This window comes from Pseudomonas sp. ZT5P21 (genome assembly GCF_054897785.1).
This window is the reverse complement of sequence record NZ_CM142705.1, coordinates 3617549-3640624: the sequence shown is the minus strand read 5'-3', so window position 1 is coordinate 3640624 and position 23076 is coordinate 3617549. Positions and strand designations below refer to the sequence as shown.

Sequence of the window (23076 nt, the reverse complement as noted above, 5' to 3'; positions counted from 1 at the left end):
GCGTAACTTGTAGGAGCCGAGCTTGCTCGCGATAGCGGTGTATCAGCCGAAAGGGTTGGCGACTGACACACCGCTATCGCGAGCAAGCTCAGCTCCTACAGAGTTTGTTGTTTAGCCAGTAATCCTTTTTTGACCTCAGTGAATGTGAATCCATGAAAACCGTGGCTATGGTGCTGTTCCCTGATTTTCTCCTGCTCGACATGGCCGGTCCGATGGAAGTGTTTTCCATTGCCAATCGCTACCTGGCTCCGGCTGATCGGTACGAGCTGTCGACCATCGGCACCGAACACGGGGCATTGCGGGCGTCAAACGGCGTCAGCGTTCACACCGACGTGCACATCGATCAGGCGGATCAAGCGTATGACCTGTTGCTGGTACCGGGCGGTCCCGGTGCCTACAACGAAAAACACCCGCCGTTGCTCGGCTGGCTCAAAGGCGCTGTCAGCCGGGCCGAACGTTATGGCTCGATCTGCACCGGCGCATTCGTGCTCGGACATGCCGGTCTGCTCGATGGTTATCGCGTGACCACCCACTGGCATTACACCGAGCGGCTGATCAAGGGCTTCCCGAAGGCAATGGTGGAGACCGACCAGATTTACGTGCAGGACCGCAACCTCATCACTTCCGGCGGCGTCACGGCCGGCATCGACCTCGCGTTGTCCGTCGTCGCCAAAGACCACGGCAAGAAAGTCGCTCAGGACGTGGCCAAGGTGTTGCTGGTGGTGATGAAGCGCCAGGGCGGGCAGGCGCAATTCAGTCCGTTGATGGCTGCTGTTTCGCCCCACGAAACGCCGGTGACCCGCGTGCAGAACTATGTGCTTGAGCATCCGGATGAGGCGTTCAGTATCGAACGCATGGCCGCGCTCGCCACCATGAGTCCCCGTCATTTCGCCAGGGTGTTTGCCCGGGAAGTGAACATGACCCCGATGGAATTTCTGCAAAGCGCCCGCATCGACTGCGCCAGAAGTCTCCTGGAAACCACTGACTTGCCGCTCAAGACCGTGGCTTTCAAAAGTGGCTTCGGCAGTGTCCGGCACATGCGCTTCCTGTTCAGTGAAAAACTGGGTTTGACCCCGTCCCAGTACCGCGAACAATTCAGCTAGAGCCATCTTGTCCGTTTTGCGCACCGTGATGGCTGTGACGCTCCCACCGTGCCAGTTGCTCCGTCATCGAGGCCTGCCAAGATACAGTGAACTCTTTTCAAGGGAGGTGTGCGAATCTGGCGCGCAATGGATTTCGCCGTCCGTTGAGCCGCCCCGAGTTTGCGCACGTGAATGAGCATGAACAGCCTCGGAGTTTCAAACGGCGATGCGGTGGTGCAATTCGGCCCCTACGCCTTCCACCTGCGGCAACGGCTGATCCTGGACGGTGATCGGCCCCTGCGTATGGGCGGGCGAGCCCTGGATATTTTGCAGGTGTTGGTCCAGCGCGCAGGTACTGTCGTCAGCAAGGATGAACTGATCGCGCTCGTCTGGCCGACTTCGGTGGTCGAGGAAATCAACCTGCGTGTGCACATCGCGGCGCTGCGCCGTGCCTTGGGCGACGGGCAGGACGGGCGACGCTACATCGTCAACATTCCCCAGCGCGGTTACAGCTTTATCGCGGCAGTGCAGCGGGTGCCTGCGTGTTCGCTGGCGCCGGTCGAGGCCGTTCAAAAACTTCAACACAACTTGCCCACGCGTCTCACACCGGTCATCGGTCGCGACTCGATCGTCGGCAGCCTGGTCCGGCAATTACCGGTGCGACGCTTCATGAGCCTGGTCGGTCCTGGCGGCATTGGCAAGACCACCGTGGCGGTGCGGGTGGCGGAACTGTTGTTGCAGCATTATCAGGATGGCGTCTGGCGGGTAGACCTTGCGGCAATCCATGATCCCGCGCAGGTGGTCGATCAGTTGACCCGCACGCTTGAACTGGAGGTGGGGACGCCACTCGACACATTGACGCAACGCCATGCGCTGCTGGTCCTGGACAACTGCGAGCACCTGCTGGAGCGCTGCCGCAGTTTGGTCGAGGATCTGCTGAAATCCGCGCCACGGCTGTCGATCCTTGTCACCAGTCGAGAGCCGCTCCAGGCATTGGGGGAAACGGTCCAGCGTTTGCCACCCCTGGCGGTGCCGCCGGCATCGGCGCTGAACAGTGTGGCCGAGGCGATGGGCTATTCGGCGGTACAGCTATTCGTGAGTCATGCCCGTACCCGTCAGCAAGGGTTCGCCCTGCGTGAACAAGACCTGAACGTGGTGCGCGAAATCTGTCGCCGGCTCGATGGCTTGCCATTGGCCATTGAGCTGGCCGCTGCGCAAATTGATGCGTTGGCACTGGTGGGCGTGCGTGCCCAACTCGACAACTGTTTTCAACTGCTGACTCAAGGCCGGCGTACCGCCGTGCCCCGACATCAAACCTTGAAAGCGGCGCTGGACTGGAGCTACGAGCAACTTAGCCCACTGGAGCAAATCGTGTTACAGCGTCTGGCGGTATTCAAAATGGCCTTTACGCTGGACGCTGCGATTGGCGTACTCGGTTGCGCCGCGCTATTGCCCGGCCGTCTGGTCGAGGTGGTGGAAAGTCTGGCGCTCAAGTCGTTGCTGTCGCTGGAGCAAAGCGGCGGACTGAGCCGTTACCGCTTCCTCAACACCACGCACACCTATGCCCTGGAAAAACTTGAATACAGTGGTGAGTTGCGGGCCTTTGAAATGCGTTACGCCCGCTACATCAGTCAGGCGCGCTAATTGTAGGAGCGAGCTTGCTCGCGATGGATTTAAGGGCAACGCGTTTATCCAGAAGACACGCGTCATCGTTAACGACCATCGCGAGCAAGCACGCTCCTACAAGGGGAGCGGGACGCGCTGGTTTCAACTGGGCAGGTTGCGCTGCAACTCGTCGAGTAGTTGGCGAACTTTCCTCAGGTCCGGCGTAGCAAAACCTTCGGTGAACCGGTTGTAAATCGGCGCCAGCAACGTGTGCGCTTGCCGGTACCGTCCTTGTCGCTGCCAAAGCTGTGCCAGCGAAGTGGCGCTACGCAATTCCCAGGCAAGGGCGCCTTGATGTTTTGCCACGTTCAAGGCCCGAATCAGCACGGCTTCGGCGGCTTCGGTTTTTAACGGGCAATCTTCAGCCACCAGCGCATCAGCCTTGGCTCGCAGGATTTCTGCCGTGCTCCAGCCGGCCCTGCCGGTGTCTGCCCGTTGCAACAAGGCGTCATCGAGAAAGCCGGTGTCCAGCGTGACCATGATGTCCTTGATCAGACCCATCCCTGGCTGAAGAGGCAAGTGTGCTTCGGCGCGGTCGATCACCTGCGCATAGTGCCGGGCCCAAGTGTAGAACAGCAGCACCGAGTGTTTCTGCGCTTGCTCCAACAACAGGCGCAGGAGTTCGCGAGCCGTGCGGTTGTCTCCGTTGTAATGAGCGATCAGGCAGCCGGCCAGAGCCAGGGTGTAGCAGATGGATGTGCCGTGGTTGATCTGGGTCGCGATGTCCAGCGCCTGCCGGGCGGTGTGCCAGGCCCGCTCCGGTTGACCCTGCAGCCAGAGGATGCGCGCATGAACCGTCAGCGCAGCGACGCTCTGATCATAGTGCACGCCAAAGCCGTGGGTGAAGCGGCCGAGGTGCCCGCTCTGGGCCATGCGCTGCAGGACCTCCTCGGCATCGACCCGGGCCTGTTGCTGGTCCCCGGAAAAATGCAGCGCCAGCACCCGCAAGCGATGGGAGCTGAGGGTCAACAGCGCATCGCCTTGCAGCTCCAGTCGGTCGAATTGTTGGCTCTGTTCCAGCGCTGTTTGATAGTGAGCGCAACTGAGGTTGACCGCCATGTGCCCGGACACCGCCCGCAGTTGACCGGCCAAATCGTTGCATTGCCTGGCCAGGTTTCGGGCGCTGACGAACGCTTCAATGGTCTCCGCCGTGCCACCCTGAGTGTGGTAACAGGCGCTGCCGAGGGCCAGCATGAGGGCCATTTTCAGCCGAGGGCAGGCCTCTGGCGCGGCGTCCAGCAGCGTCAACGCCTTGCGTACATAGGCACCGTGCTCCTTGAGCAACGACAGCTCCTGCCACAACGGCGCCGACGTCGCGGTCAGGCGGATCGCCGAAGTTTGCGGCCCTTGTGCGTTCAAGCCCCAGTCGAGGGCCGCGCGAATGTCTTCCAGGCTACGGGCGTAACGCTCGATCCACGTCCCCGTCTGGACCCGCTCCCAGTCGTGTTGCGCCTGAAGCATCAAGGCCAGGCAGCGTTCGGCGTGACGTTCCCGGGTACCCGGCATATCGGCCGCCTGGTCGAGTTTTTCCAGGGCATAGCTGCGGGTGGTGTCGAGCAGACGGTAGAACACTTCTTCATCGCCGACTTCGACGTTCAGCAGCGACTTGGCCACCAGTTGTGTGATCGAGCCGAACACCTCACTGGGATCGACGTGTTCGCCGACGATCACGGCTGCCGCCGACTCCAGGGTGAAGCCGCCCCTGAACACACCCAGTCGGCGCAGACAGGTTTGCTCGCAGGCACTCAGCAGCTCGAAGCTCCAGTCCAGTGTGGCGCGTAGGGTCTGGTGCCGGGCCAAGGTGGTCTGACAGCCCTGAGTGAGCAGGCTAAAACTGCCTTGCAATTGCGCGAGCAATCCATTTACGCCGAGGCCGCCGACTTGCGCCGCCGCCAATTCGATTGCCAGTGGAATGCCGTCCAGACGCCGGCAGATTTCAATCGCCAACGGCAGTTCGTCGTCGGTCAGTTCGAAACTGTCATGGCTGGCCATCGCCCGTTCGACAAACAGCTGAAGGGCCGAAAAGGTCAGCGCCTGAACGCGGTCGAGCACGGCGATGGGAGGCGGGCAGTCCAGCGAATCCAGGCGTTGGACACATTCGCCTTCGGCCCGCAGGCTTTCGCGGCTGGTGGCCAGAATGTGCACGTCGGGCGCGGCACGCAAGAGGCTTTCGCTCAGCAGAGCGATGGCGTCGATCAGGTGTTCGCAGTTGTCGATCACCAGCAGCATATGCCGATTGCGCAAGAACGCGGCGAGGCCGCTCATCGGTTCCGCGTCGTGCAAGGACAGTTCGAGCAAGGTTGCCAGGTGAGCGGAGATCATCGACGCATCGTTGATCGGCGCCAGATCCAGCAGGCGAATGCCGTCGCGGTAATGCCCGATCAGCTGTTCGGCGACGCGCAGGGCCACGGTGGTCTTGCCGATCCCGCCCGGACCGACCAGCGTGATGAAACGTTGGCGTGGCAGTTGGACCACCAGGCTATCGACCAGTGACTGACGGCCGATCATGCGGGTACGACGCACCGGCAGGTTGTGGCCGCGTGGCTCGACGGCTTCGCGCGCTGGCTGCTGCTCGACGTGTTCCAGCGAATACGGTGCCACAAAGCTGTAGCCGCGCTGGGCTACGGTGATGATGTAACGCTGGCCAGCCTGGCCGTCACCGAGCGCCTTGCGCAATGCCGCCATGTGCACCCGCAGGTTGATGTCCTCGACTACGCTTTTGGGCCAGACCCCGGCGATCAGCGCTTGTTTGCTGACGACTGTGCCGGCGTGTTCCAACAGGATCAACAGAATGTCCATGGCGCGCCGACCCAGGCGCAACGGCTGGTCGGCTTCCATCACCAGACGTTGTCCGGGATAGATCCGGTAGGGGCCGAAATGGATGGCCTGTTCAGGGGGAAGGGTCAACGGGTCGCTCCTGCTTGCAGCCGTCTGATACGCGGTTTCCGAGCATATTCGTCAGGTTTTCCGATAAGCGCAATACACCGGAGAGCTCACAGTCCATGTGCAGCAGGCGCCAGTGAAAAAATTAACAACGTTTAACTCGTGCTGCCTCCGGTCTACGCCCAAAACTCTCACCCTTCAACTTCCACCGGTCAGGGCAGTAGACAACCTTTGGGAGCAAGCCCGCTCCCACAGGGGGCATTGTTGCAAAGGGATTTATTCGTCAAGAGGACGCCGAAATGAGCAACGTGGTGGTGGTCTATCACAGTGGCTACGGACACACCCGGGTCATGGCCGAAGCCGTGGCCCAAGGTGTGGAACGGCACTTGAGCAGCACCTGCCTGTTGATTTCGGTCGAGGACGTGGACCAGCAATGGGACCGTTTGCACAGCGCCGACGCGATTATCTTCGGCGCGCCGACCTATATGGGCAGTGCCTCGGCGCCGTTCAAAGGGTTCATGGACGCCTCGGCGGCGTTCTACCTGGCTCAGCCCTGGCGCGACAAACTCGCCGCTGGCTTCACCAATTCCGGCTGCTTGTGCGGCGACAAACTCAATACCTTGCTGCAAATGGCGGTGTTCGCCGCGCAGCATTCAATGATCTGGGTCGGCCTTGACCTCCTACCTGCGCGCTCTGGCACCGGCATGTTCGATGGGCAACTGAACCGCCTCGGCAGCTCGCTGGGCGCCATGGCGCAATCGAATGTCGAACAACCCCCGGAACTCGCACCGCCCGCCGAAGACCGCTGCACCGCCGCCCATCTGGGCGAACGCGTGGCGCGGCTGGCCGAACGCATGAGCCACTCACCGGTTTGATTCATCCCACCACTCGCTAAGGAGACATCGCATGAGCACGTTTACCACCCGAGACGGTACCGAGATCTATTACAAGGACTGGGGCACCGGTCAGCCCATCGTCTTCAGCCATGGTTGGCCGCTGAACGCCGACAGCTGGGAATCGCAGATGATCTTCCTTGCCTCCAAAGGATACCGGGTCATCGCACACGACCGTCGTGGTCATGGCCGCTCCAGCCAGCCGTGGACCGGCAACGACATGGACACCTACGCCGATGACCTGGCGCAGTTGATCGAGCTGCTGGACTTGAAAGACGCCGTGCTGTTCGGCTTCTCCACCGGCGGTGGCGAAGTGGCGCGCTACATCGGTCGCCACGGCACCGGACGCGTGGCCAAAGCCGGGCTGATTTCCTCGGTACCGCCGCTGATGCTCAAGACCGAAGCCAACCCGGGCGGGCTGCCAATCGAGGTGTTTGACGGCATTCGTCAGGCGTCCCTGGCCGACCGTTCTCAGCTGTACATCGACCTCGCCAGCGGTCCGTTCTTCGGCTTCAACAAGCCGGACGCCAAACCGTCACAAGGCGCGATCGACTGGTTCTGGATGCAAGGCATGACCGCCGGCCACAAAAACGCCTATGACTGCATCAAGGCGTTCTCCGAAACCGATTTCACCGAAGACCTGAAGAAGTTCGACATTCCGACGCTGGTGGTGCACGGCGACGCGGACCAGGTGGTGCCGATCGAGGCGGCCGGCATTGCTTCGGCAAAATTGGTCAAAGGTTCTACGTTGAAGGTCTACCCCGGCGCGCCCCATGGCTTGACTGACACCCACAAGGATCAGCTCAACGCCGACCTGCTGGCGTTCCTCAAGGGGTGATGTGCCCCGGCGCGGACGTCGATTCGCGCCGGTTTTTTTGCTCCTGATGAGCCGATCCTTTGAGTACATCACCATGAAAAAGCTGACCAACGCCACCGGTGCGCCCGTGGCCGACAACCTCAACATCCAGACCGCCGGACCTCGTGGACCGGCGCTGTTGCAAGACATCTGGTTGCTGGAAAAACTCGCCCACTTCGACCGCGAACTCATCCCCGAGCGACGCATGCACGCCAAGGGCGCAGGCGCCTACGGTACGTTTACCGTCACTCACGACATCAGCCGCTACACCAAGGCCAGCATTTTCAACACCGTGGGCAAGGAAACGCCGCTGTTCGTGCGTTTTTCGTCGGTGGCGGGTGAGCGCGGCGCGGCGGATGCCGAGCGCGATATTCGCGGCTTCGCAGTGAAGTTCTACACCGACGAAGGCAACTGGGACATTGTCGGCAACAACACGCCGGTGTTTTTCTTTCGCGACCCGTTGCGTTTCTCCGACCTCAACCACGTGGTCAAACGTGACCCCCGCACCGGCCTGCGTAACGCCACCAGCAATTGGGATTTCTGGACCCTGCTGCCCGAGGCGCTGCACCAGGTGACCATTGTGATGAGTGACCGCGGGATTCCCACCAGTTTCCGTCACATGCACGGTTTTGGCAGTCACACCTTCAGCCTGATCGATCGCGACAACCAGCGGGTGTGGGTGAAGTTTCACTTTGTCTGCCAGCAGGGCATCGAAAACCTCTCCGACGCCGAGGCTGAAGCAGTGGTTGGCAAGGACCGCGAAAGCAATCTGCGCGACCTGTACGAAGTCATTGAGCAGGGCAACTTTCCGCGCTGGAAACTGTGCATTCAGGTGATGGAAGAACAGCAGGCGCTCAACTATCGGCACAACCCGTTCGACTTGACCAAGGTCTGGCCGCACGGTGAATTTCCGCTGATTGAAGTGGGCATCATGGAGCTCAATCGCAACGCCGAGAACCATTTCGCCGAGATCGAGCAAGCGGCGTTTTCGCCAGCCAACGTAGTGCCGGGCGTGAGTTTTTCGCCGGACCGCATGCTCCAGGCGCGGCTGTTTTCCTATGGCGATGCCCAGCGCTATCGCTTGGGGGTGAACTTTAATCACATCCCGGTCAACGCACCGCGCTGCCCGCATCACAGTTACCACCGCGACGGCGCCATGCGCACGGACGGCAACCTGGGTGGCACCGCGAGTTACTTCCCGAACAGCGTCGGCGAGTGGCAGGATTCGCCGGAACTCGCCGAGCCGCCGTTGCCGCTGGAAGGCTTTGCCCAGCACTACGATCATCGGCTGGAAGAAGATCATTTCGAGCAGCCGGGAAATCTGTTTCGTTTGCTTGACTCTGCGCGTAAACAGCTGCTGTTCGACAACACCGCACGGGCCATGAATGGCGTGCCTCAGGCGATTCGTCAGCGCCATATCGACAACTGCACCAAGGCTGATCCGGCGTATGGATTTGGTGTGGCCGAGGCGTTGGAGCGGTTGGTTCCGTTGCGGTAAACCATTTCGGCTTTCCGGCCATGGCGAATTCATGTCCGCCATCGCCGGCAAGCCGTGCTCCTACAGGTTTATGCGGGGGAGGGAACGCACAGCCCGGCAACGCCAGGCAAACGGATTGATGCCTTCGCTACGGGTGAAGATGTGGCAGAAATGCGCCTGGTCGCAGAAACCGCATTCGAGGCTGATTTGCGTGAGGCTGAGATCGGTGCTCTGGATCAGTTGCTTGGCCCGGGCGATGCGTTGGTGACGAATCCAGTCCTGGGGCGAGAGGCCGGTGCTGCACTTGAACGCGCGGGAAAAATGGCTGCGGGAGAGCGCGCAGGCGCGCGCCAGTTCAGTCACTTCAATGGTTTCACCGAGGCGCTCGAGGATCAGTTGCTTGGCCAGGCTTTCGCGCCACGGCGTCAGGCCGCCCGTGTTCTTTTTTGGCGTTTGCGTGACCGTTGCGCAAGCGATGTTTTGTTGAGAATGGGCCATGACAAATGTCCGTGTCGGTGAGCTTCATTCTTGGTCGCGGGGTTCTGGCGGGCGAGTTAAACGTTGTTAATTCTGCCTCTGCACAATAGCGTGCCACGGCGCTAACTCAGCACATTGCTGCAATTTCTGCCGCCAGTGTCCGTGCACAATCGACTCGCCGCGGAGGGCGAGCACTTCCAGTGGTGCCGGTGGAATACGGTCCTTACAAACGTGCGGCCAAAGTACCGTTGATCGAGTAAAGTTCGCCACATACATAAGGGAACCGTGCCTATGAACCGTAACGACCTGCGCCGCGTCGACATGAACCTGCTGGTGATTTTCGAGGCGTTGATGTTCGAAAAGAACCTGACCCGTGTCGCTGAAAAACTGTTCATGGGCCAACCGGCGGTGAGCGCTGCGCTGGGACGGTTACGGGACCTGTTCGACGATCCGTTATTGCTGCGCAACGGTCGCGGCATGGAGCCGACCGGGCGGGCGCTGGCGATTCTCAAGGAGTTGCAGCCGGCGATGGATGTGATTTCCGGGGCGGTGAGCCGAGCTAAAGAGTTTGATCCGACAACCAGCTGCGATGTCTTTCGTATTGGCTTGTCGGACGACGCTGAGTTCGGCTTGTTTCCGCCGTTGCTGCGGCAACTGCAAGAAGAGGCGCCGGGGATAGTCGTCGTGGTGCGCCGCGCCAACTATCTGCTGATGCCGGCATTGCTGGCTTCGGGGGAAATTTCAGTGGGTGTGAGCTACACCACGGATTTGCCGGCGAATGCCAAGTGCAAGAAGTTGCGGGACATTCCCTGCAAAGTGTTGCGCGGGGACAAGCGGCCGGGGACGCTCACGCTCGACGAATATTGCGAACGGCCGCATGCGATGGTGTCGTTCTCCGGCGACTTGAGTGGCAATATCGATCTGGACCTTGCCAAGATCGGGCGCAGTCGACGTGTGGTGCTGGGCGTTCCGCAGTTCAGCGGGTTGCGCGCTTTACTCGCTGGCACTGAGATGATCGCCACTGTGCCGGATTATGCGGCGTGTGCGCTGGTTGAGGGCTGTGCGTTGCGGGCGGAGGATCCGCCGTTTCCGATTGAAGCTGCGCAGCTGTCGATGGCCTGGAGTGGGGTGCATGATAATGATCCGGCGGAGCGTTGGTTGCGGTCGCGGATCAGTGAGTTCATGTCGAGGCCTTTGAACGTTCCAACCCTGTAGGAAGTGCTCTTTTGATCTTGTTCTCGGCGGTCTGAACTGTTCGTCGTTGAGTGCTTCGCTGATTGTGTTGGCAATGTATCTCATGCACGGCGATTGTCCGTCGGATTCGAGCGCTGCACTTCGCCAAAAATCTCAGTGATCGGCCGGTGCGGTTGGCGTATGTGCAGGGCTCGGACCTGTTCGCTCAGGTGCAGCAACTCTTCGCTCGGTTTCGCCCATTGTTCCTTCGGCAGCGGCTCGGACCATTCACGCATCACGTCGGGCATGGCCTGCGGGCCTATTTTCTGAAGGCGGCGGACCTCCCATTCGACCAGGTGGTTGGGAATCGTCCACAACGTCATGACGTGGTAGAGGTACCAGAAAAATCCCGAGATCCGGTTGCGCTGGCCGTCGCGTATTTGCTGGTGCATTCGCGCTCGGGCGTTGTGGAAGGTGTGCAAGCCTTCGCGGGATGGGTCGTCGGGGCCTTGCAGGTCTTGCAGGTCCTGGATCGATTTAAGGTCGTGGATTTCGTATTCCATGTAGCCGCGGATGGCTTCCCAGTGGCTGATGGCGATGGAGAGGCCGAAACAGGGGAACTCGACGCTGGTCAGGGTCTCGCCGTGCTGGAAACCGATGCCCATGCCGTACTGGCGGTGGATGCCGTATTGCGTGGCGCCCTGGGCTTCGATGACCCAGGCGGAGAGGGACTCCCAGGGGACGAAGACGGGTTCGGTGGCGTTTTCGGGCATGAAGCAGACTTCGCGGCGTTGGCGGTTGAAGCGGGTGGGGATGATGGTGAGGCGTTTTTTGTGGTTGTGGTGCCAGACGGCTAGGCCGATGAGTAGCGTCCAAAAGCCGGTTTGCAAGGCGAGCGGGTAGGACACATGGAAGATCCCTTCGATGGCGTGAGAGATATCGTCCCAACCCATTCCAAACAAAAAAAACAGGAAGCCGCCAATTAGTGGGAATAAAAATGCAATCATGAAGGCGCCGCTACAGGGGCCACCCAATATGACTTGCCATGAAAATATCTGCGGCGATCCCAGCCCGAAGTCCATGAATACGTCATTGAGTTCCCCAATGTGAGGCCCATTCGGCGGCATTGCTGTCGGCAAAGGCAACGGTGCGAGATAAGTGATCCTGCCGCTGGGGAACGGCTCGACATCACCGGCGTTGCGGGACTGCGCGGGAACTGGTTCAGGCATTGGGGCATTACTCTTGGTGGGCATGGTCAGCCATCTCCAGCAGATGGGGTTCAACCAGTAACAGCGGTGGATACTCGCTGACGGATTGAAGCGGCAGTACCGGGAATCGCCCTGCACCGCGAGGGTTGATCCGAATGACTTGGGTCCGTGGCTCCCAAGCCCCATTGGCGTTCAGGGTCTCGACGCAAACCGCCAGCTCGAGCGTTTCAGACGCCGGGGTAAACTCGGCGTCAGGATTGACTGGATAGCGCAGGCACACCACCAACCGATCGGGCTCTGCTTGCACGAGCCGCAAACTGGCCAGCACCTCATCGCTGATGACGTCCTTGCGCTCCTGTGGCACACCTCGACTGTGGAAGGGCACGGCAAGGCGCCGGGCACCAATCCCCAATCGATGAGCCGGTTTACCGCTGAGAGGCGGCTGGAAGTCACTGAGATTGAACCTTGGCAGGACCAGATGAATGTCACTGGGTTTGGCTTTCAGCAGCAAGTTTTTCAGCCACGAGTCATGTTCATTCGGACCCAGTTGCGCATACGGCGCGTTGAGTAAATAGTCCAGATAGCGCTGATATTCATCCAGGGTGTGGTTACCGCGATGATCGGCACCTAGACTCCATGGCGTGGTTTTCAGCCATTTGTCGTGGGCGCTGAGGTTGTAGCGGTTGTATAACCAAGTTCCCCCCAGCTCCAATACGGTGAACAACGCGCCGGCCAGGTTGAAGCGGAAGAATACCGTGGATAGACGCGTACCCGCTGCGGCCCAGGCGGCTGTTCGGGCCGCGGCACCTCGTGCCGTCAGCACTTTGAAAGTAGCGCGAACGGTATGATTTAGGCCGTAAGCGTTAGCGGCCGCCATACCTCCCGCACCCAGTGTGGCAAGCGCTGCGCTACTCTGCTTGGCGCGATTTCCGGTACGCGTCGCTTCTTGCCATTTCTGCTGACGGGAATGGAGGCTGACGGCTGAAGATGCAAAACCAAAAAGGTAGGTGAAAAAACCCAACCCCACATGCATCTTCCCCATCTGCACATGCACATTCTGCAAAGCATGGTATTGAAGCCCCGCAACGAGTTCTGGGGTACGCGCCTTCAATGCTGTATCCGCCAGACTCTGCGCCGCCGTGAATCCCGCAGCACCGGTAGCCGCCAGCGCGTTGGCCAAAGGCATCCATACCCGCTTGTTCCTCGATTGATGAGTCAGCTCCCTCACGACGGAAACCAAATTCACCCCCTGCACCAACAACCCCATCCCCTCGCTTCTTATCAACTTTCCATTCGGCACCGAACTCACCCCGATCCGAATATCCTTCAACAAACTCCGCACCTCCAGCTGCTGCGCCGGCGGAAACAGCGCCGTCACCCCCGCCCGGGCCTGGGTCGCGCCGTACAGCCGCACCGTTTGATCCGGCAGTTCCGCAATCGGACTCAGTGCCCCCGCCAGTCGCCCTTCAAGCTGCTTCAACTGCCCGCGCACCCGCACGATCTCGCCCTGCAACTCCACCGCCCGTGGCGTCTTGTGACCCTGGCGGTTTTTGTTGTGGGTGAGCTGGTTGCGTTCGCGGATCAGGGTTTTCAGGTAGTCGCGCTCCCTGAGCAGTTCCTTGAGGGTGGTTTGCAACGCCGCGTGCTCCGCCGGGCTGGCGACGGTGAAGGTCACGCCGGTGGTTTTCGCGGCGTCGAGGATCCGCACCGACAAGGCCTTGGGCAGTTGCCGAAACAGCTCGTCGAGGTCGGGTATTTTCTCGCCCGTCAGATCGAACCTTTGCAGCGCCCGACTCAGGCCGAGGTTCAGCGCGGGGCTGAGGCTGTGCTGGGCGGCGTCGGCGACGACACGGGTGTGATCGGGCAAGTCGTCGAGCGCCGGCAATCCCGGCTGTTCGATTTTCTCCAACTCGGCCAACCAGTGCGCCAGGTTGTTGAACACCCCCATGCCGGCGTTGAACAGCGTGGCGTATTGCGCGGCTTTCTCCGGTTGCAGGCGCAAGGGCAAGGTGTAGAACAGCGGCCGGGTCAGTTCCGGGTGTTTTTCCAGATAATCGAGCAGGATTTGGCTGGCGTGGTCGCTGCGGCAGATGTCCTTGAGGCAGGCGTATTCGGCGGTCAAGGCCTGGTGCAGTTGCTGTTGATCCTGCGCGTCGTAGTACCAGGCCGAACGGTGGAAGCGACCGGCAACCACCAGCATCGTGCGGTCGGCGGTGAGGCGATCGAGCATCCGGTTCCAGCGACTCAGGTTGTCGCGATGCTGCGACAGCGCCGCGTCCATGGCCGGGCGGTCGATGAAATCATTGATCCCGCGTTTGCCACTGAAACTGGAACCTTCGAGCACATCGATGATGCGTTTGTCCTGCTCTTGGCCGAGCTTTATCAGGGTATCAAGGTGACGTTCGACGAAGTCGTCAGGTGCCACGTTGAAGTGCTGGCGAGTGTAGTAGCGGCGGTCGGCCTCGTCACTGGCGCGGCTGTGCGCGGTGAAGTCGGGGGTGGCGCCCTGGTATTTGGCGAATTTAAACGCTTCGGCATGGGCTTCTTTGCGCAACTGCTCCAGTTCCGCGGGCACCGGGGCGTCCCGCGACTCGGTCTTGCCACCCTTGTTCAAATAATCCAGCAAGGCTTGACGGGTGTGTTCCCGATCCGGTTCCGGCAACTGTTCCAGATCGGCGAACAACCCCTTGTTCGCCGGGTGATCACTAGCGTCGGCCAGGTTGCCGTAGTCCGCCACGCTGAGCTGGCTGAGGGACTCGATGTAACAGGCCAGCAAGTAATCACGTTCGTGGGTGCCGGCATTGCTCCACTCATCGACCCAGCCGACCACAGTGTCTTGATACTCGGCCAGATCACGCAACACGCCGAGGTCATCCTGCACCACGAGAAACAGCGTGTCGTCCTGATAAGGCCCGCGCACCTGACCCAGCAACTCGCCCATGTGCGCCTCGCGAAAACGTCTTGGTTGTTCCCACAGGTAAGGTTCACGTTCGTGCGCGGGGGTGTCGCTGACGTGCACCGTCGGCAGCCGCACCGCGTCTGGCGGCGACGCGGCTTCCTGCTCGGCACGGTCTTGCGCGGCTTGCGCCTGTTGCGCCGGAACGGTCGCGATCTCCGCCAGCCACTGTTTGCCTTGCCCGACCGTGAGCAAATGCGTACCCCCGGTTTCACAATCCACCGGGCCGAGATCGATAACCTGCATGAAGTGCTCGCGTTCCTCGCGACTGTCGAGCACTTGCGCGCATTTCGCCGCCGTCCATTGCACTTCCGCGAAGGTCACATACAACGTGCTGCGCCTTGAAAACACCAGCGCCGGCCGCTCCTCGATGGGCGTGCGCTGATCATCATCGACCTTGGCGCCCTTGTGCAGCAGAGCGCTGATCAGCCCGTTGAGGACCTGATATTCGTGAAGGTGACCGGTAACGCTGTCGATGACATACAACCAGCCATCGCGCAGTAAACGAATGCCCAACGGACGCGTGGTGAGGGCGTAGGGCAGCTTCAGATTGGCACTGGGGTCGAGGGGCTTTTCCACCAGTCCATAACGCAAAGGCAACAGCTGCACATGGGTTTTCTGTAGCGGGCAGGCGCCAAGTGAGCCGATGGCGGTTTTCGACGCGGCCGCCGCCGCAAGGTTGGCGGGATGCGTCATGGGCGCCCCCCGCAATCGACTGGATTGATAGCGCTGAACATCCACATTTCCTTGTGTCTATTTCAAGACCGAGGACTTTGCTTGGATCTACTCCGCTGTGATGTCAGACGAATCGATAATTGGTGTAGGACGGCTCCGTTAAGTCGTTGCGTCCGGGGCCGCACTGAGCGTGTGGCAAGCTCTGGCATCCACATGTAGGAAGAGGCCGTAAGCCTTGCCGCAGAGTTGGCCGAAAAAGAGCACGTACATCCAATTTCCCACACCGCCATCCCGGCACTATCGAATGACGTCCCGGTGCATTGACGCCGGTGGTTTTTCATTTGTGCAGGATGCTCATGAATAATTCGCAATGGGATCGACGGGTCCAAGATATCGGGCTGCTTTTTTTGCGGGTCAGCGGCGGTTTGTTTCTGCTGTGGGTGCACGGTTTGCCGAAGCTGCTTAACTACAGCGCTCAACTGCAAGTCATCGAAGACCCTTTTCACCTGGGCGCGAATATCACGCTGATGCTGGCGATTTTTGCCGAGGTGGTGTGTCCGCTGCTGATCATCAGCGGGGTGTTGGCGCGTCTGGCGTGCCTGCCGATTTTGTCTGTGCTGCTGATCGCGTTGCTGGTGGTGCACCCGCAATGGAGCCTTGATGAAGGGCAGTTCGGTTGGCTGCTGTTGATTCTGTTCACCAGCATTCTTATCGCCGGGCCGGGACGGCTGGCGCTCAATGTCAGATTCGCCGGAGCTTTGCGTTATGCCTGAATCCCATCGTTTCGAGGAAGTCGTGACCCTGGTGATCAAACACCGGGTCAAGGCTGGTTTTGAAGTGCCTTACGAAGCCTGGTTGCGCAACATCGTCAGCATCGCCGGGCAGCAGGATGGGCACTTGGGCGTGGACGTAATGCGCGGTAAAAATGACGGCCTCGACACGTACACCTGCGTGCTGCGCTTTTGCTCCACCGATGCCATGCAGCGCTGGCTCGATTCGTCGCAGCGGCTGGCGTTGGTCAACGAAGCCACGCCGATGCTGGCGGACGGCGACCAGACCGAGGTCAATCCGGTCAATGAATTCTGGTTCGCCCCGCAGGCTGAAACCAGTTCACCGCCCCCGCGCTGGAAGCAGGCGGTGGTGACGTTGTTGGTGATTCTGCCGCACACCTTGCTGGTGCCGCTGATTTGGGGCCCGTTGTTGCGGCTCAACGCGTTCCTGTCCAATTACGTGGTTGCCACGTTCCTGATCACGCTGACCATCGTCGTTTCGGTGGTGTACCTGTTCATGCCGATGGCGACGCGTTTGTTCGCGCCTTGGCTGTCCCCCTCCACTCAGCCTAAGGAAACGCGATGAACGCCGATCTGATTCTCTTCAATGGCCAGTTTCATACCGTTGACCGTGAAAACCCGCTCGCCAGCGCCGTTGCCATCAGCGATGGTCGTTTCGTCGCGGTCGGCACCGATGCTGAAGCCATGGCCCTGCGTGGCTCGGGTACTCAGATCATCGACCTCAAGGGTCGCTGCGTCATCCCCGGCCTTAACGACTCGCACTTGCACCTGATCCGTGGCGGCTTGAATTACAACCTCGAACTGCGCTGGGAAGGGGTGCCGTCGCTGGCCGATGCCCTGCGCATGCTCAAGGAGCAGGCCGACCGTACGCCAACGCCGCAATGGGTGCGGGTGGTCGGTGGCTGGAACGAATTCCAGTTCGCCGAAAAACGCATGCCAACCCTGGAAGAGCTGAACCAGGCCGCGCCGGATACCCCGGTGTTCGTGCTGCACTTGTACGACCGCGCTTTACTCAACCGCGCCGCATTGCGTGTGGCCGGTTATACCCGCAACACGCCGAACCCGCCGGGTGGCGAGATCGTGCGTGATGCCAACGGTGAGCCGACCGGTATGCTGGTCGCGCGTCCCAACGCGATGATTCTCTACTCGACGCTGGCCAAGGGACCGAAGCTGCCGCTGGAGTATCAGGTCAACTCCACGCGTCAGTTCATGCGTGAACTCAATCGTCTGGGCCTGACCAGCGCCATCGATGCCGGTGGCGGTTTCCAGAATTATCCGGACGATTACCAGGTGATCGAACAGTTGGCCAAGGACCAGCAACTGACCATCCGCATTGCCTACAACCTGTTCACCCAGAAGCCCAAGGAAGAGCTGACCGACTTCAAGAACTGGACCAGCAGCGTGACCCTGCACCAGGGCGATGACTTCCTGCGGCACAACGGTGCCGGGGAAATGCTGGTGTTTTCGGCGGCGGATTTCGAGGACTTTCTCGAGCCGCGCCCGGACCTGCCGCAAACCATGGAAGACGAACTGGAACCAGTGGTCCGCCACCTCGTCGAGCAGCGTTGGCCGTTCCGTTTGCACGCCACCTACAACGAATCCATCAGCCGTATGCTCGATGTGTTCGAGAAGGTCAATCGCGACATTCCGTTCAACGGCTTGCCGTGGTTTTTCGATCACGCGGAAACCATCACGCCGCAGAACATCGAGCGGGTGAGGGCGCTGGGCGGCGGTATTGCGATTCAGGACCGCATGGCGTTTCAGGGCGAATATTTCGTCGAGCGTTACGGCGCCAAAGCGGCTGAAGCGACGCCGCCGATCAAACGCATGCTGGCCGAAGGCGTACCGGTCGGCGCCGGCACCGACGCCACGCGGGTGTCCAGCTACAATCCATGGACCTCGCTGTACTGGATGGTCAGCGGGCGCACCGTCGGCGGGCTGGAGCTGCACGCCGAAGGCTTGTCGCGCCAAACCGCGCTGGAGCTGTTCACCCACGGCAGCGCCTGGTTCTCTTCCGAGCAGGGCAAGAAAGGCATGATCAAGGTCGGCCAACTGGCTGACGTCGCGGCCCTGAGCGTGGACTTTTTCAGCGTCGACGAAGAAGCGATCAAGTGGATCGAGTCGGTGTTGACCGTGGTCGGCGGCAAGGTGGTGTATGCCGCCGGTGATTTCGAAAAACTCGGACCGGCCAGCGTGCCGGTGCTGCCGGACTGGTCGCCGGTGGTGAAGGTGCCGGGTCACTGGCGCCCGACGTCGCCGATGCAGGCGCAGGTCCACCATTGCAGCGGTCCGTGCGGTGTGCATTCTCACCGTCATGAAAAGGCCCGCCTGTCGAACGCGCCGGTCAGCGATTTTGCCGGTTTCTGGGGTGCTTTTGGCTGCTCGTGCTTCGCGTTCTGACGATCAACAAACAGCGCCGGCACACGCTTGTCGGCGCCATCAGTAACACCCATCCCTCTAGGAGTTTCACATGAGCAACGTTCCGTACAAACGCCTGAACAAAGACGATGCTGTTGTCCTGTTGGTCGATCACCAGACCGGTCTGATCTCGCTGGTTCAGGATTTCTCGCCGAATGAATTCAAGAACAACGTGTTGGCCCTGGGCGATGTGGCCAAGTTCTTCAAACTGCCAACCATCCTCACCACCAGTTTTGAAAACGGCCCGAACGGCCCGATGGTTCCGGAGTTGAAAGAGCAGTTCCCGGACGCGCCGTACATTCCGCGCCCTGGCCAGATCAATGCCTGGGACAACGAAGATTTCGTCAAGGCCGTCAAAGCCACTGGCCGTAAGCAACTGATCATCGCGGGTGTGGTGACTGACGTTTGCGTAACCTTCCCGACGCTGTCGGCACTGGCTGAAGGGTTTGATGTGTTTGTAGTCACTGACGCTTCCGGCACCTTCAACGAAACCGTGCAACAAGCCGCCTGGGCGCGCATGGCGGCGGCCGGTGCTCAACTGGTCAACTGGTTCTCGGTGGCCTGCGAGTTGCAGGGCGACTGGCGCAACGACATGGAAGGCCTGGCGAACCTGCTGTCGCCGCGTATTCCTAACTATCGCAATCTGATGAACAGCTATTCGGTGCTCTCCGCGAAGTAAGTCCCGTCAAGCAACACGCATAACCTGTGGGAGCGAGCAAGCCCGCTCCCACATTGAGATGTGTTTATGCCTGGCGTTTTTGCAGCCAGCTCAGGAAGCCACCTTTCTTGATCGGCATTGGCTTGGCCATCAGTGCCAACCGACTGTTCTGCTGCCTTACCGCTTGCAACTTGTTCAACGCCCGACCCACTTCAATCCGCTGTTCCATGCAGTGGCGGGTCAGTGATTTTTCGATCCGGTAGATGATGCACGAGGTCAATGCCGTGAACGTCGCTTGCGACGGCGTGTCGGTGAGGATGCTCTGTTCACCCATCACCTCGCTCGGGCCCATGCGGCCTGCTTCGGTTTGCCCGGCACCGTCCGGCACTGTCGCGCTGACCACGCCCGTGGCGATGACCATCAGGCTGTCCGGCACGTCCCCCACTTCCAGTACCACCTGGCCTGCCGCGTATTGCTGCGCAACCATGGATGCAGCCAGTTGATCGCGTTCGTCCTCGCTCAGGGAGCGGAAGATTTTCACTTCGTCCAGCAACGCCCGTGCGCGGGTCGTGGGTTCGATCACGCCATCGAGTTGCCGGGATATACCCGCCGCTTCAAGGTGCCGATGGGCCAGGTCGAACAGCTGATTGCGCACTTCGCTTTTTTTGCCGAGCTCGGCGATGAACCCGCTGGCCACGTACTCGGACATGGTTTCGCCGGCCTCTTTCAACACCGCTTTCGGCGCTGGGTTGAGCAGCAACTGGCTGCTGCCTTGAAGCGTACGATCCAGTGCATCCAGCACCCGGCGCGGGCGAATGTGATTGGGCACCTGAATGCTGATCGACACGCCGTGCATGTTGTTCGGCCGGCTCAGGTTGACGATTTTCGCCTTCGCCGCCACCGAGTTCGGCACCACCGCGGTACTGCCGGTGCTGGTCAGCATGTGGGTGGCGCGCCAGTCGATGTCGAGCACTTTGCCCTCGACGCCGTCGATCACGATCCAGTCATCCACCTGATACGGCTTGGTGGTGTTGAGCACGATCCCGGAAAACACATCGCTCAAGGTACTTTGCAACGCCAGACCGACAACGATGGCCACCACGCCGGACGTCGCCAGCAAACCTTTCACCGGCAGTTCCAGCACATAACCGGCCGCCGCGACGATGGCGATCAGAAACACCAGCGCGCCGATGACGTCCTGCAACAGCCGACCGCTGTGCCCTATGCGACGCATCAGCACCAGACCGATGACTTCGGTGAGCACCCGCGCTGCGTACAGCCACCAGAGAATCCCCAGCGCCGTGGCGCCCAGTTGTGCCACACGGTCGTCGGCGAACAGCGGCGCCTGCAAAGGACTGACGCCAGCGTTGATGATGAGCGCGCTGAACATCACGAACAGTCCCAGGCGCACACCGACCCGCGTGACGCGGTGCCGGAACGGCGCGAGGTGCCAGAGCAGCCCGTCGATCACCAGCAGCAGGGCGCTCAAGGACAGCAGATGGGCGTAGATGAAAGACATGGGAGAACTCCGCAGGAGGGGCTAACTATTCTTGTTGACTGACCACTAACTGTGGCGAGGGAGCTTGCTCCCGCTGGAGTGCAGAGCACTCCCAAAATCTGCGTTGTCACGACGATTTTGGGGCTGCCTCGCAACCCAGCGGGAGCAAGCTCCCTCGCCACAAAAGCAGCTTCGCCACACATTGCGGTGTGGCGAAGCCAGGGTACTCAGTTCAGATGAGTCTTGAGTTCCAGTGCCGCCTGACGCACCGCCGCTTTCACTTCCGGAATCTGGCTCAGCGGATTGAGCAGGCCGAAGTCGTGAATCATGCCGTTGTAGCGCACCGCCGTGACCGGCACACCGGCCGCATCGAGGTGGCGGGCATAGGCTTCGCCTTCATCACGCAGCACGTCGAATTCGGCAGTCTGCACCAACGCGGCGGGCAAGCCTTTGAGCTGCTCGGTGCTGGCCTGCAACGGCGAGGCATGGATTTGCGCACGTTCGGCCTGGTCGGTGGTGTAGCTGTCCCAGAACCAATTCATCATGCCTTTGGTAAGGAAATGACCCTCGGCAAATTGCTGGTACGAACCGGTATCGAACTTCGCGTTGGTCACCGGCCACATTAACAGCTGGAAGCGCAGCGCCGGGGTTTTCTGTTCCTTGGCCATCAACGCCACGACCGCTGCCATGTTACCGCCGACACTGTTGCCGGCCACCGCGAGGCGCTTGCCGTCGACGCCGATGTCCTTGCCGTGTTCAGCCACCCAGCGAGTCGCGGCGTAAGCCTGGTTGATCGCGGTCGGGAAGTGGGCTTCCGGCGATGGCGTGTAATCGACATACACCGCGACGGCGCCGGAGCCGACCACCAGGTCGTGGATCAGGCGCTGGTGAGTCGGGTAGTCGCCCAACACCCACCCGCCACCGTGGAAGAACATGAACGCCGGCAACTCACCTTTGACCTTGGCTGGCCGCACGATCTTCAGGTTGATGGTTTGCCCATCGACCTTGATCGCACGGTCACTGACGTCTACACCCGACAGGTCAACCTTCACCGAGTTTTGCGCTCCCGTCAGCACTGCGCGGGCCTCTTTCGGGCTCAATTGCTCGAGCGGTTTGCCACCGCCGGCGGCGAGGGCTTGGAGGAAAGCCTGGGTGTTGTGTTCGACACCCGGGCTGCCCGCGGCGAATGCGTTGCCTACGGCAAGGGCGAGGAGGGAAGCGGTCAGGGTTTTTTTGACGATGTTCATGGGGAAATCCTTTTTAGTTAGTTAGACGTCGATTACCTAAGGGTCAGGTTGCTGCTGGCGCTGGGGTTCAGGCCTCAGCAACACCGTGGACACAGATTAATGGGATGCCCCCAAGGGAAAAAGCGGCTATAAAGCGTTTGACTGTCAACTAAGGTGTGACAATGAACCCGTTCGAAGACATGCGTATTTTTTGCCAGGTGATGGACTCCGGCAGCTTCACCTCGGCCGCCGATCAATTGGGGCTTTCGAAGCAGTTCGTCAGCCGACGCTTGATGCAACTTGAAGAGCGTCTGGGCGTGCGTTTGCTCAACCGTTCGACGCGGCGGCTGGACGTCACGCCGTTGGGCCAGAGTTACTACGAGTCGGCGCTGCGCCTGCTGGGCGAAGTCGAGCAAGTGGAACAGGGCATCGCTGGCCAGACCATCGAGCCGCGCGGCACCATTCGCGTGAGTGCGCCGTTGTCGTTTGCGTTGGCGCATCTGGGGTGTTTGCTGCCGGTGTTCTTGCAGCGTTATCGCGATGTCACGGTGGAAGTGGACTTGAGCGATCGTCCGGTGGATTTGCTCAGCGAGGGCTACGACCTGGCCTTGCGCATCGGCAAACTGGAAGACTCGACGCTGATCGCCCGCCGCATCGCTTCCATCCAGCGCGTGTATTGCGCCAGCCCGGCTTACCTGGCCGAGCGTGGTACGCCGCTCAAACCTGAAGATTTGCACACGCATGACTGCCTGCCGTATGGCCACGGGCGTCAGGTGCAATGGCGTTTTGAAGGGCAGGGCAAGCCGCTGACGGTCAATGTCACCGGGCGGATGCGGGTCAACAACGGGGAGTTGCTCAAGGAGGCGGCGCTGGCGGGGATGGGGATTACTTACCTGCCAACGTTCATCGTCGGGGCGGCGTTGAGGGAGGGCAGGCTGGTGCCGGTGCTGGATGGGTTTCGCCCGGAACCGCTGACGCTGTCGGCCGTGTACCCGCAGCATCGCCAGAGCTCGAGACCGGTGCAGGCGTTGATCGAGTTTTTGCGTGAACGGCTGGATCGGAATGATAGCGTTCTATAGGTTTCACGCGATCACTGAGGGAGCGAGCAAGTCGGATCGCCGTACCGCCGCTCCCACATTG

Annotated in this window: 17 protein-coding genes; 11 read left to right on the top strand and 6 right to left on the bottom strand. The window is 60.6% G+C overall.

Annotated features, from left to right (window positions below):
• Window positions 1–152 precede the first annotated feature (152 nt).
• A complete protein-coding gene (locus ACYZT9_RS16870; protein WP_462006566.1) occupies window positions 153–1103 on the top strand; it encodes a GlxA family transcriptional regulator in 951 nt (316 codons plus the stop codon).
• Window positions 1104–1280: 177 nt separating this feature from the next.
• Window positions 1281–2726: an ATP-binding protein gene (locus ACYZT9_RS16865; RefSeq protein ID WP_462006565.1), complete on the top strand. Its 1446-nt coding sequence runs from the start codon at window positions 1281–1283 to the stop codon at window positions 2724–2726.
• Window positions 2727–2849: 123 nt separating this feature from the next.
• Here the strand turns inward: ACYZT9_RS16865 and ACYZT9_RS16860 are convergent, their stop codons facing one another.
• Window positions 2850–5654 (bottom strand): ATP-binding protein, encoded by a 2805-nt coding sequence (locus ACYZT9_RS16860; RefSeq protein WP_462006564.1) that lies wholly within the window; start codon window positions 5652–5654, stop codon window positions 2850–2852.
• Between the two features lie 275 nt (window positions 5655–5929).
• Between ACYZT9_RS16860 and ACYZT9_RS16855 the strand changes: the two genes are divergently transcribed.
• The 3 genes from ACYZT9_RS16855 (at window position 5930) to ACYZT9_RS16845 (ending at window position 8877) form a co-directional block, all read left to right on the top strand.
• A complete protein-coding gene (locus tag ACYZT9_RS16855; RefSeq protein ID WP_462006563.1) occupies window positions 5930–6505 on the top strand; it encodes a flavodoxin family protein in 576 nt (191 codons plus the stop codon).
• Window positions 6506–6536: 31 nt separating this feature from the next.
• Entirely contained in the window at window positions 6537–7361 is an 825-nt protein-coding gene (locus ACYZT9_RS16850; RefSeq protein ID WP_462006562.1) for an alpha/beta fold hydrolase, read from the top strand.
• Window positions 7362–7434: 73 nt separating this feature from the next.
• On the top strand, window positions 7435–8877 hold the full coding sequence (locus ACYZT9_RS16845; protein WP_462010243.1) for a catalase: 1443 nt from the start codon (window positions 7435–7437) through the stop codon (window positions 8875–8877).
• Window positions 8878–8937: 60 nt separating this feature from the next.
• Here ACYZT9_RS16845 and ACYZT9_RS16840 read toward each other — a convergent pair whose 3' ends face one another.
• The gene (locus ACYZT9_RS16840; protein ID WP_462006561.1) at window positions 8938–9354 is read right to left on the bottom strand and encodes a helix-turn-helix domain-containing protein; all 417 of its coding nucleotides are present in this window, start codon (window positions 9352–9354) and stop codon (window positions 8938–8940) included.
• Between the two features lie 270 nt (window positions 9355–9624).
• On the opposite strand from ACYZT9_RS16840, the gene ACYZT9_RS16835 reads away from it, so the two are divergent.
• The gene (locus tag ACYZT9_RS16835; RefSeq protein WP_462006560.1) at window positions 9625–10548 is read left to right on the top strand and encodes a LysR family transcriptional regulator; all 924 of its coding nucleotides are present in this window, start codon (window positions 9625–9627) and stop codon (window positions 10546–10548) included.
• A gap of 80 nt (window positions 10549–10628) precedes the next feature.
• Here the strand turns inward: ACYZT9_RS16835 and ACYZT9_RS16830 are convergent, their stop codons facing one another.
• Together ACYZT9_RS16830 and ACYZT9_RS16825 are read right to left on the bottom strand one after the other, a co-directional pair.
• Complete coding sequence (locus ACYZT9_RS16830) at window positions 10629–11759, bottom strand: hypothetical protein (protein WP_462006559.1); 1131 nt, start codon at window positions 11757–11759, stop codon at window positions 10629–10631.
• Window positions 11743–15366, bottom strand: coding sequence for a toxin VasX (locus ACYZT9_RS16825; RefSeq protein ID WP_462006558.1), 3624 nt, complete (start codon window positions 15364–15366; stop codon window positions 11743–11745). Before ACYZT9_RS16825 ends, ACYZT9_RS16830 begins: the two co-directional genes overlap by 17 nt.
• A 335-nt stretch (window positions 15367–15701) precedes the next feature.
• Here ACYZT9_RS16825 and ACYZT9_RS16820 point away from each other — a divergent pair, with 335 nt between their 5' ends.
• From ACYZT9_RS16820 to ycaC, 4 genes are all read left to right on the top strand, one after another.
• A complete protein-coding gene (locus ACYZT9_RS16820) occupies window positions 15702–16118 on the top strand; it encodes a DoxX family protein (RefSeq protein ID WP_462006557.1) in 417 nt (138 codons plus the stop codon).
• The gene (locus ACYZT9_RS16815) at window positions 16111–16701 is read left to right on the top strand and encodes an antibiotic biosynthesis monooxygenase (protein ID WP_462006556.1); all 591 of its coding nucleotides are present in this window, start codon (window positions 16111–16113) and stop codon (window positions 16699–16701) included. Before ACYZT9_RS16820 ends, ACYZT9_RS16815 begins: the two co-directional genes overlap by 8 nt.
• Window positions 16698–18536, top strand: a complete 1839-nt coding sequence (locus tag ACYZT9_RS16810) for an amidohydrolase (protein ID WP_462006555.1) — start codon at window positions 16698–16700, stop codon at window positions 18534–18536. The genes ACYZT9_RS16815 and ACYZT9_RS16810 overlap by 4 nt, the downstream gene beginning before the upstream one ends.
• Before the next feature lie 70 nt (window positions 18537–18606).
• A complete protein-coding gene (gene ycaC / locus ACYZT9_RS16805; RefSeq protein WP_462006554.1) occupies window positions 18607–19233 on the top strand; it encodes an isochorismate family cysteine hydrolase YcaC in 627 nt (208 codons plus the stop codon).
• A 64-nt stretch (window positions 19234–19297) separates the two neighbouring features.
• On the opposite strand, the gene ACYZT9_RS16800 is transcribed toward ycaC, so the two are convergent.
• Together ACYZT9_RS16800 and ACYZT9_RS16795 are read right to left on the bottom strand one after the other, a co-directional pair.
• The gene (locus ACYZT9_RS16800; RefSeq protein WP_462006553.1) at window positions 19298–20731 is read right to left on the bottom strand and encodes a mechanosensitive ion channel domain-containing protein; all 1434 of its coding nucleotides are present in this window, start codon (window positions 20729–20731) and stop codon (window positions 19298–19300) included.
• A gap of 206 nt (window positions 20732–20937) precedes the next feature.
• A complete protein-coding gene (locus tag ACYZT9_RS16795) occupies window positions 20938–21957 on the bottom strand; it encodes an alpha/beta hydrolase (RefSeq protein WP_462006552.1) in 1020 nt (339 codons plus the stop codon).
• Window positions 21958–22118: 161 nt separating this feature from the next.
• Here ACYZT9_RS16795 and ACYZT9_RS16790 point away from each other — a divergent pair, with 161 nt between their 5' ends.
• Window positions 22119–23015 (top strand): LysR family transcriptional regulator, encoded by an 897-nt coding sequence (locus ACYZT9_RS16790; protein WP_462006551.1) that lies wholly within the window; start codon window positions 22119–22121, stop codon window positions 23013–23015.
• Window positions 23016–23076: the final 61 nt, after the last annotated feature.

Excerpts from the sequence above, each read along its gene's own strand:
- ACYZT9_RS16870 (WP_462006566.1), top strand. The coding sequence starts at position 153 with ATGAAAACCGTGGCTATGGTGCTGTTCCCTGATTTTCTCCTGCTCGAC.
- ACYZT9_RS16865 (WP_462006565.1), top strand. The coding sequence starts at position 1,281 with ATGAACAGCCTCGGAGTTTCAAACGGCGATGCGGTGGTGCAATTCGGC.
- ACYZT9_RS16855 (WP_462006563.1), top strand. The coding sequence starts at position 5,930 with ATGAGCAACGTGGTGGTGGTCTATCACAGTGGCTACGGACACACCCGG.
- ACYZT9_RS16850 (WP_462006562.1), top strand. The coding sequence starts at position 6,537 with ATGAGCACGTTTACCACCCGAGACGGTACCGAGATCTATTACAAGGAC.
- ACYZT9_RS16845 (WP_462010243.1), top strand. The coding sequence starts at position 7,435 with ATGAAAAAGCTGACCAACGCCACCGGTGCGCCCGTGGCCGACAACCTC.
- ACYZT9_RS16840 (WP_462006561.1), bottom strand. The coding sequence starts at position 9,354 with ATGGCCCATTCTCAACAAAACATCGCTTGCGCAACGGTCACGCAAACG.
- ACYZT9_RS16835 (WP_462006560.1), top strand. The coding sequence starts at position 9,625 with ATGAACCGTAACGACCTGCGCCGCGTCGACATGAACCTGCTGGTGATT.
- ACYZT9_RS16830 (WP_462006559.1), bottom strand. The coding sequence starts at position 11,759 with ATGCCCACCAAGAGTAATGCCCCAATGCCTGAACCAGTTCCCGCGCAG.
- ACYZT9_RS16825 (WP_462006558.1), bottom strand. The coding sequence starts at position 15,366 with ATGACGCATCCCGCCAACCTTGCGGCGGCGGCCGCGTCGAAAACCGCC.
- ACYZT9_RS16820 (WP_462006557.1), top strand. The coding sequence starts at position 15,702 with ATGAATAATTCGCAATGGGATCGACGGGTCCAAGATATCGGGCTGCTT.
- ACYZT9_RS16815 (WP_462006556.1), top strand. The coding sequence starts at position 16,111 with ATGCCTGAATCCCATCGTTTCGAGGAAGTCGTGACCCTGGTGATCAAA.
- ACYZT9_RS16810 (WP_462006555.1), top strand. The coding sequence starts at position 16,698 with ATGAACGCCGATCTGATTCTCTTCAATGGCCAGTTTCATACCGTTGAC.
- ycaC (WP_462006554.1), top strand. The coding sequence starts at position 18,607 with ATGAGCAACGTTCCGTACAAACGCCTGAACAAAGACGATGCTGTTGTC.
- ACYZT9_RS16800 (WP_462006553.1), bottom strand. The coding sequence starts at position 20,731 with ATGTCTTTCATCTACGCCCATCTGCTGTCCTTGAGCGCCCTGCTGCTG.
- ACYZT9_RS16795 (WP_462006552.1), bottom strand. The coding sequence starts at position 21,957 with ATGAACATCGTCAAAAAAACCCTGACCGCTTCCCTCCTCGCCCTTGCC.
- ACYZT9_RS16790 (WP_462006551.1), top strand. The coding sequence starts at position 22,119 with ATGAACCCGTTCGAAGACATGCGTATTTTTTGCCAGGTGATGGACTCC.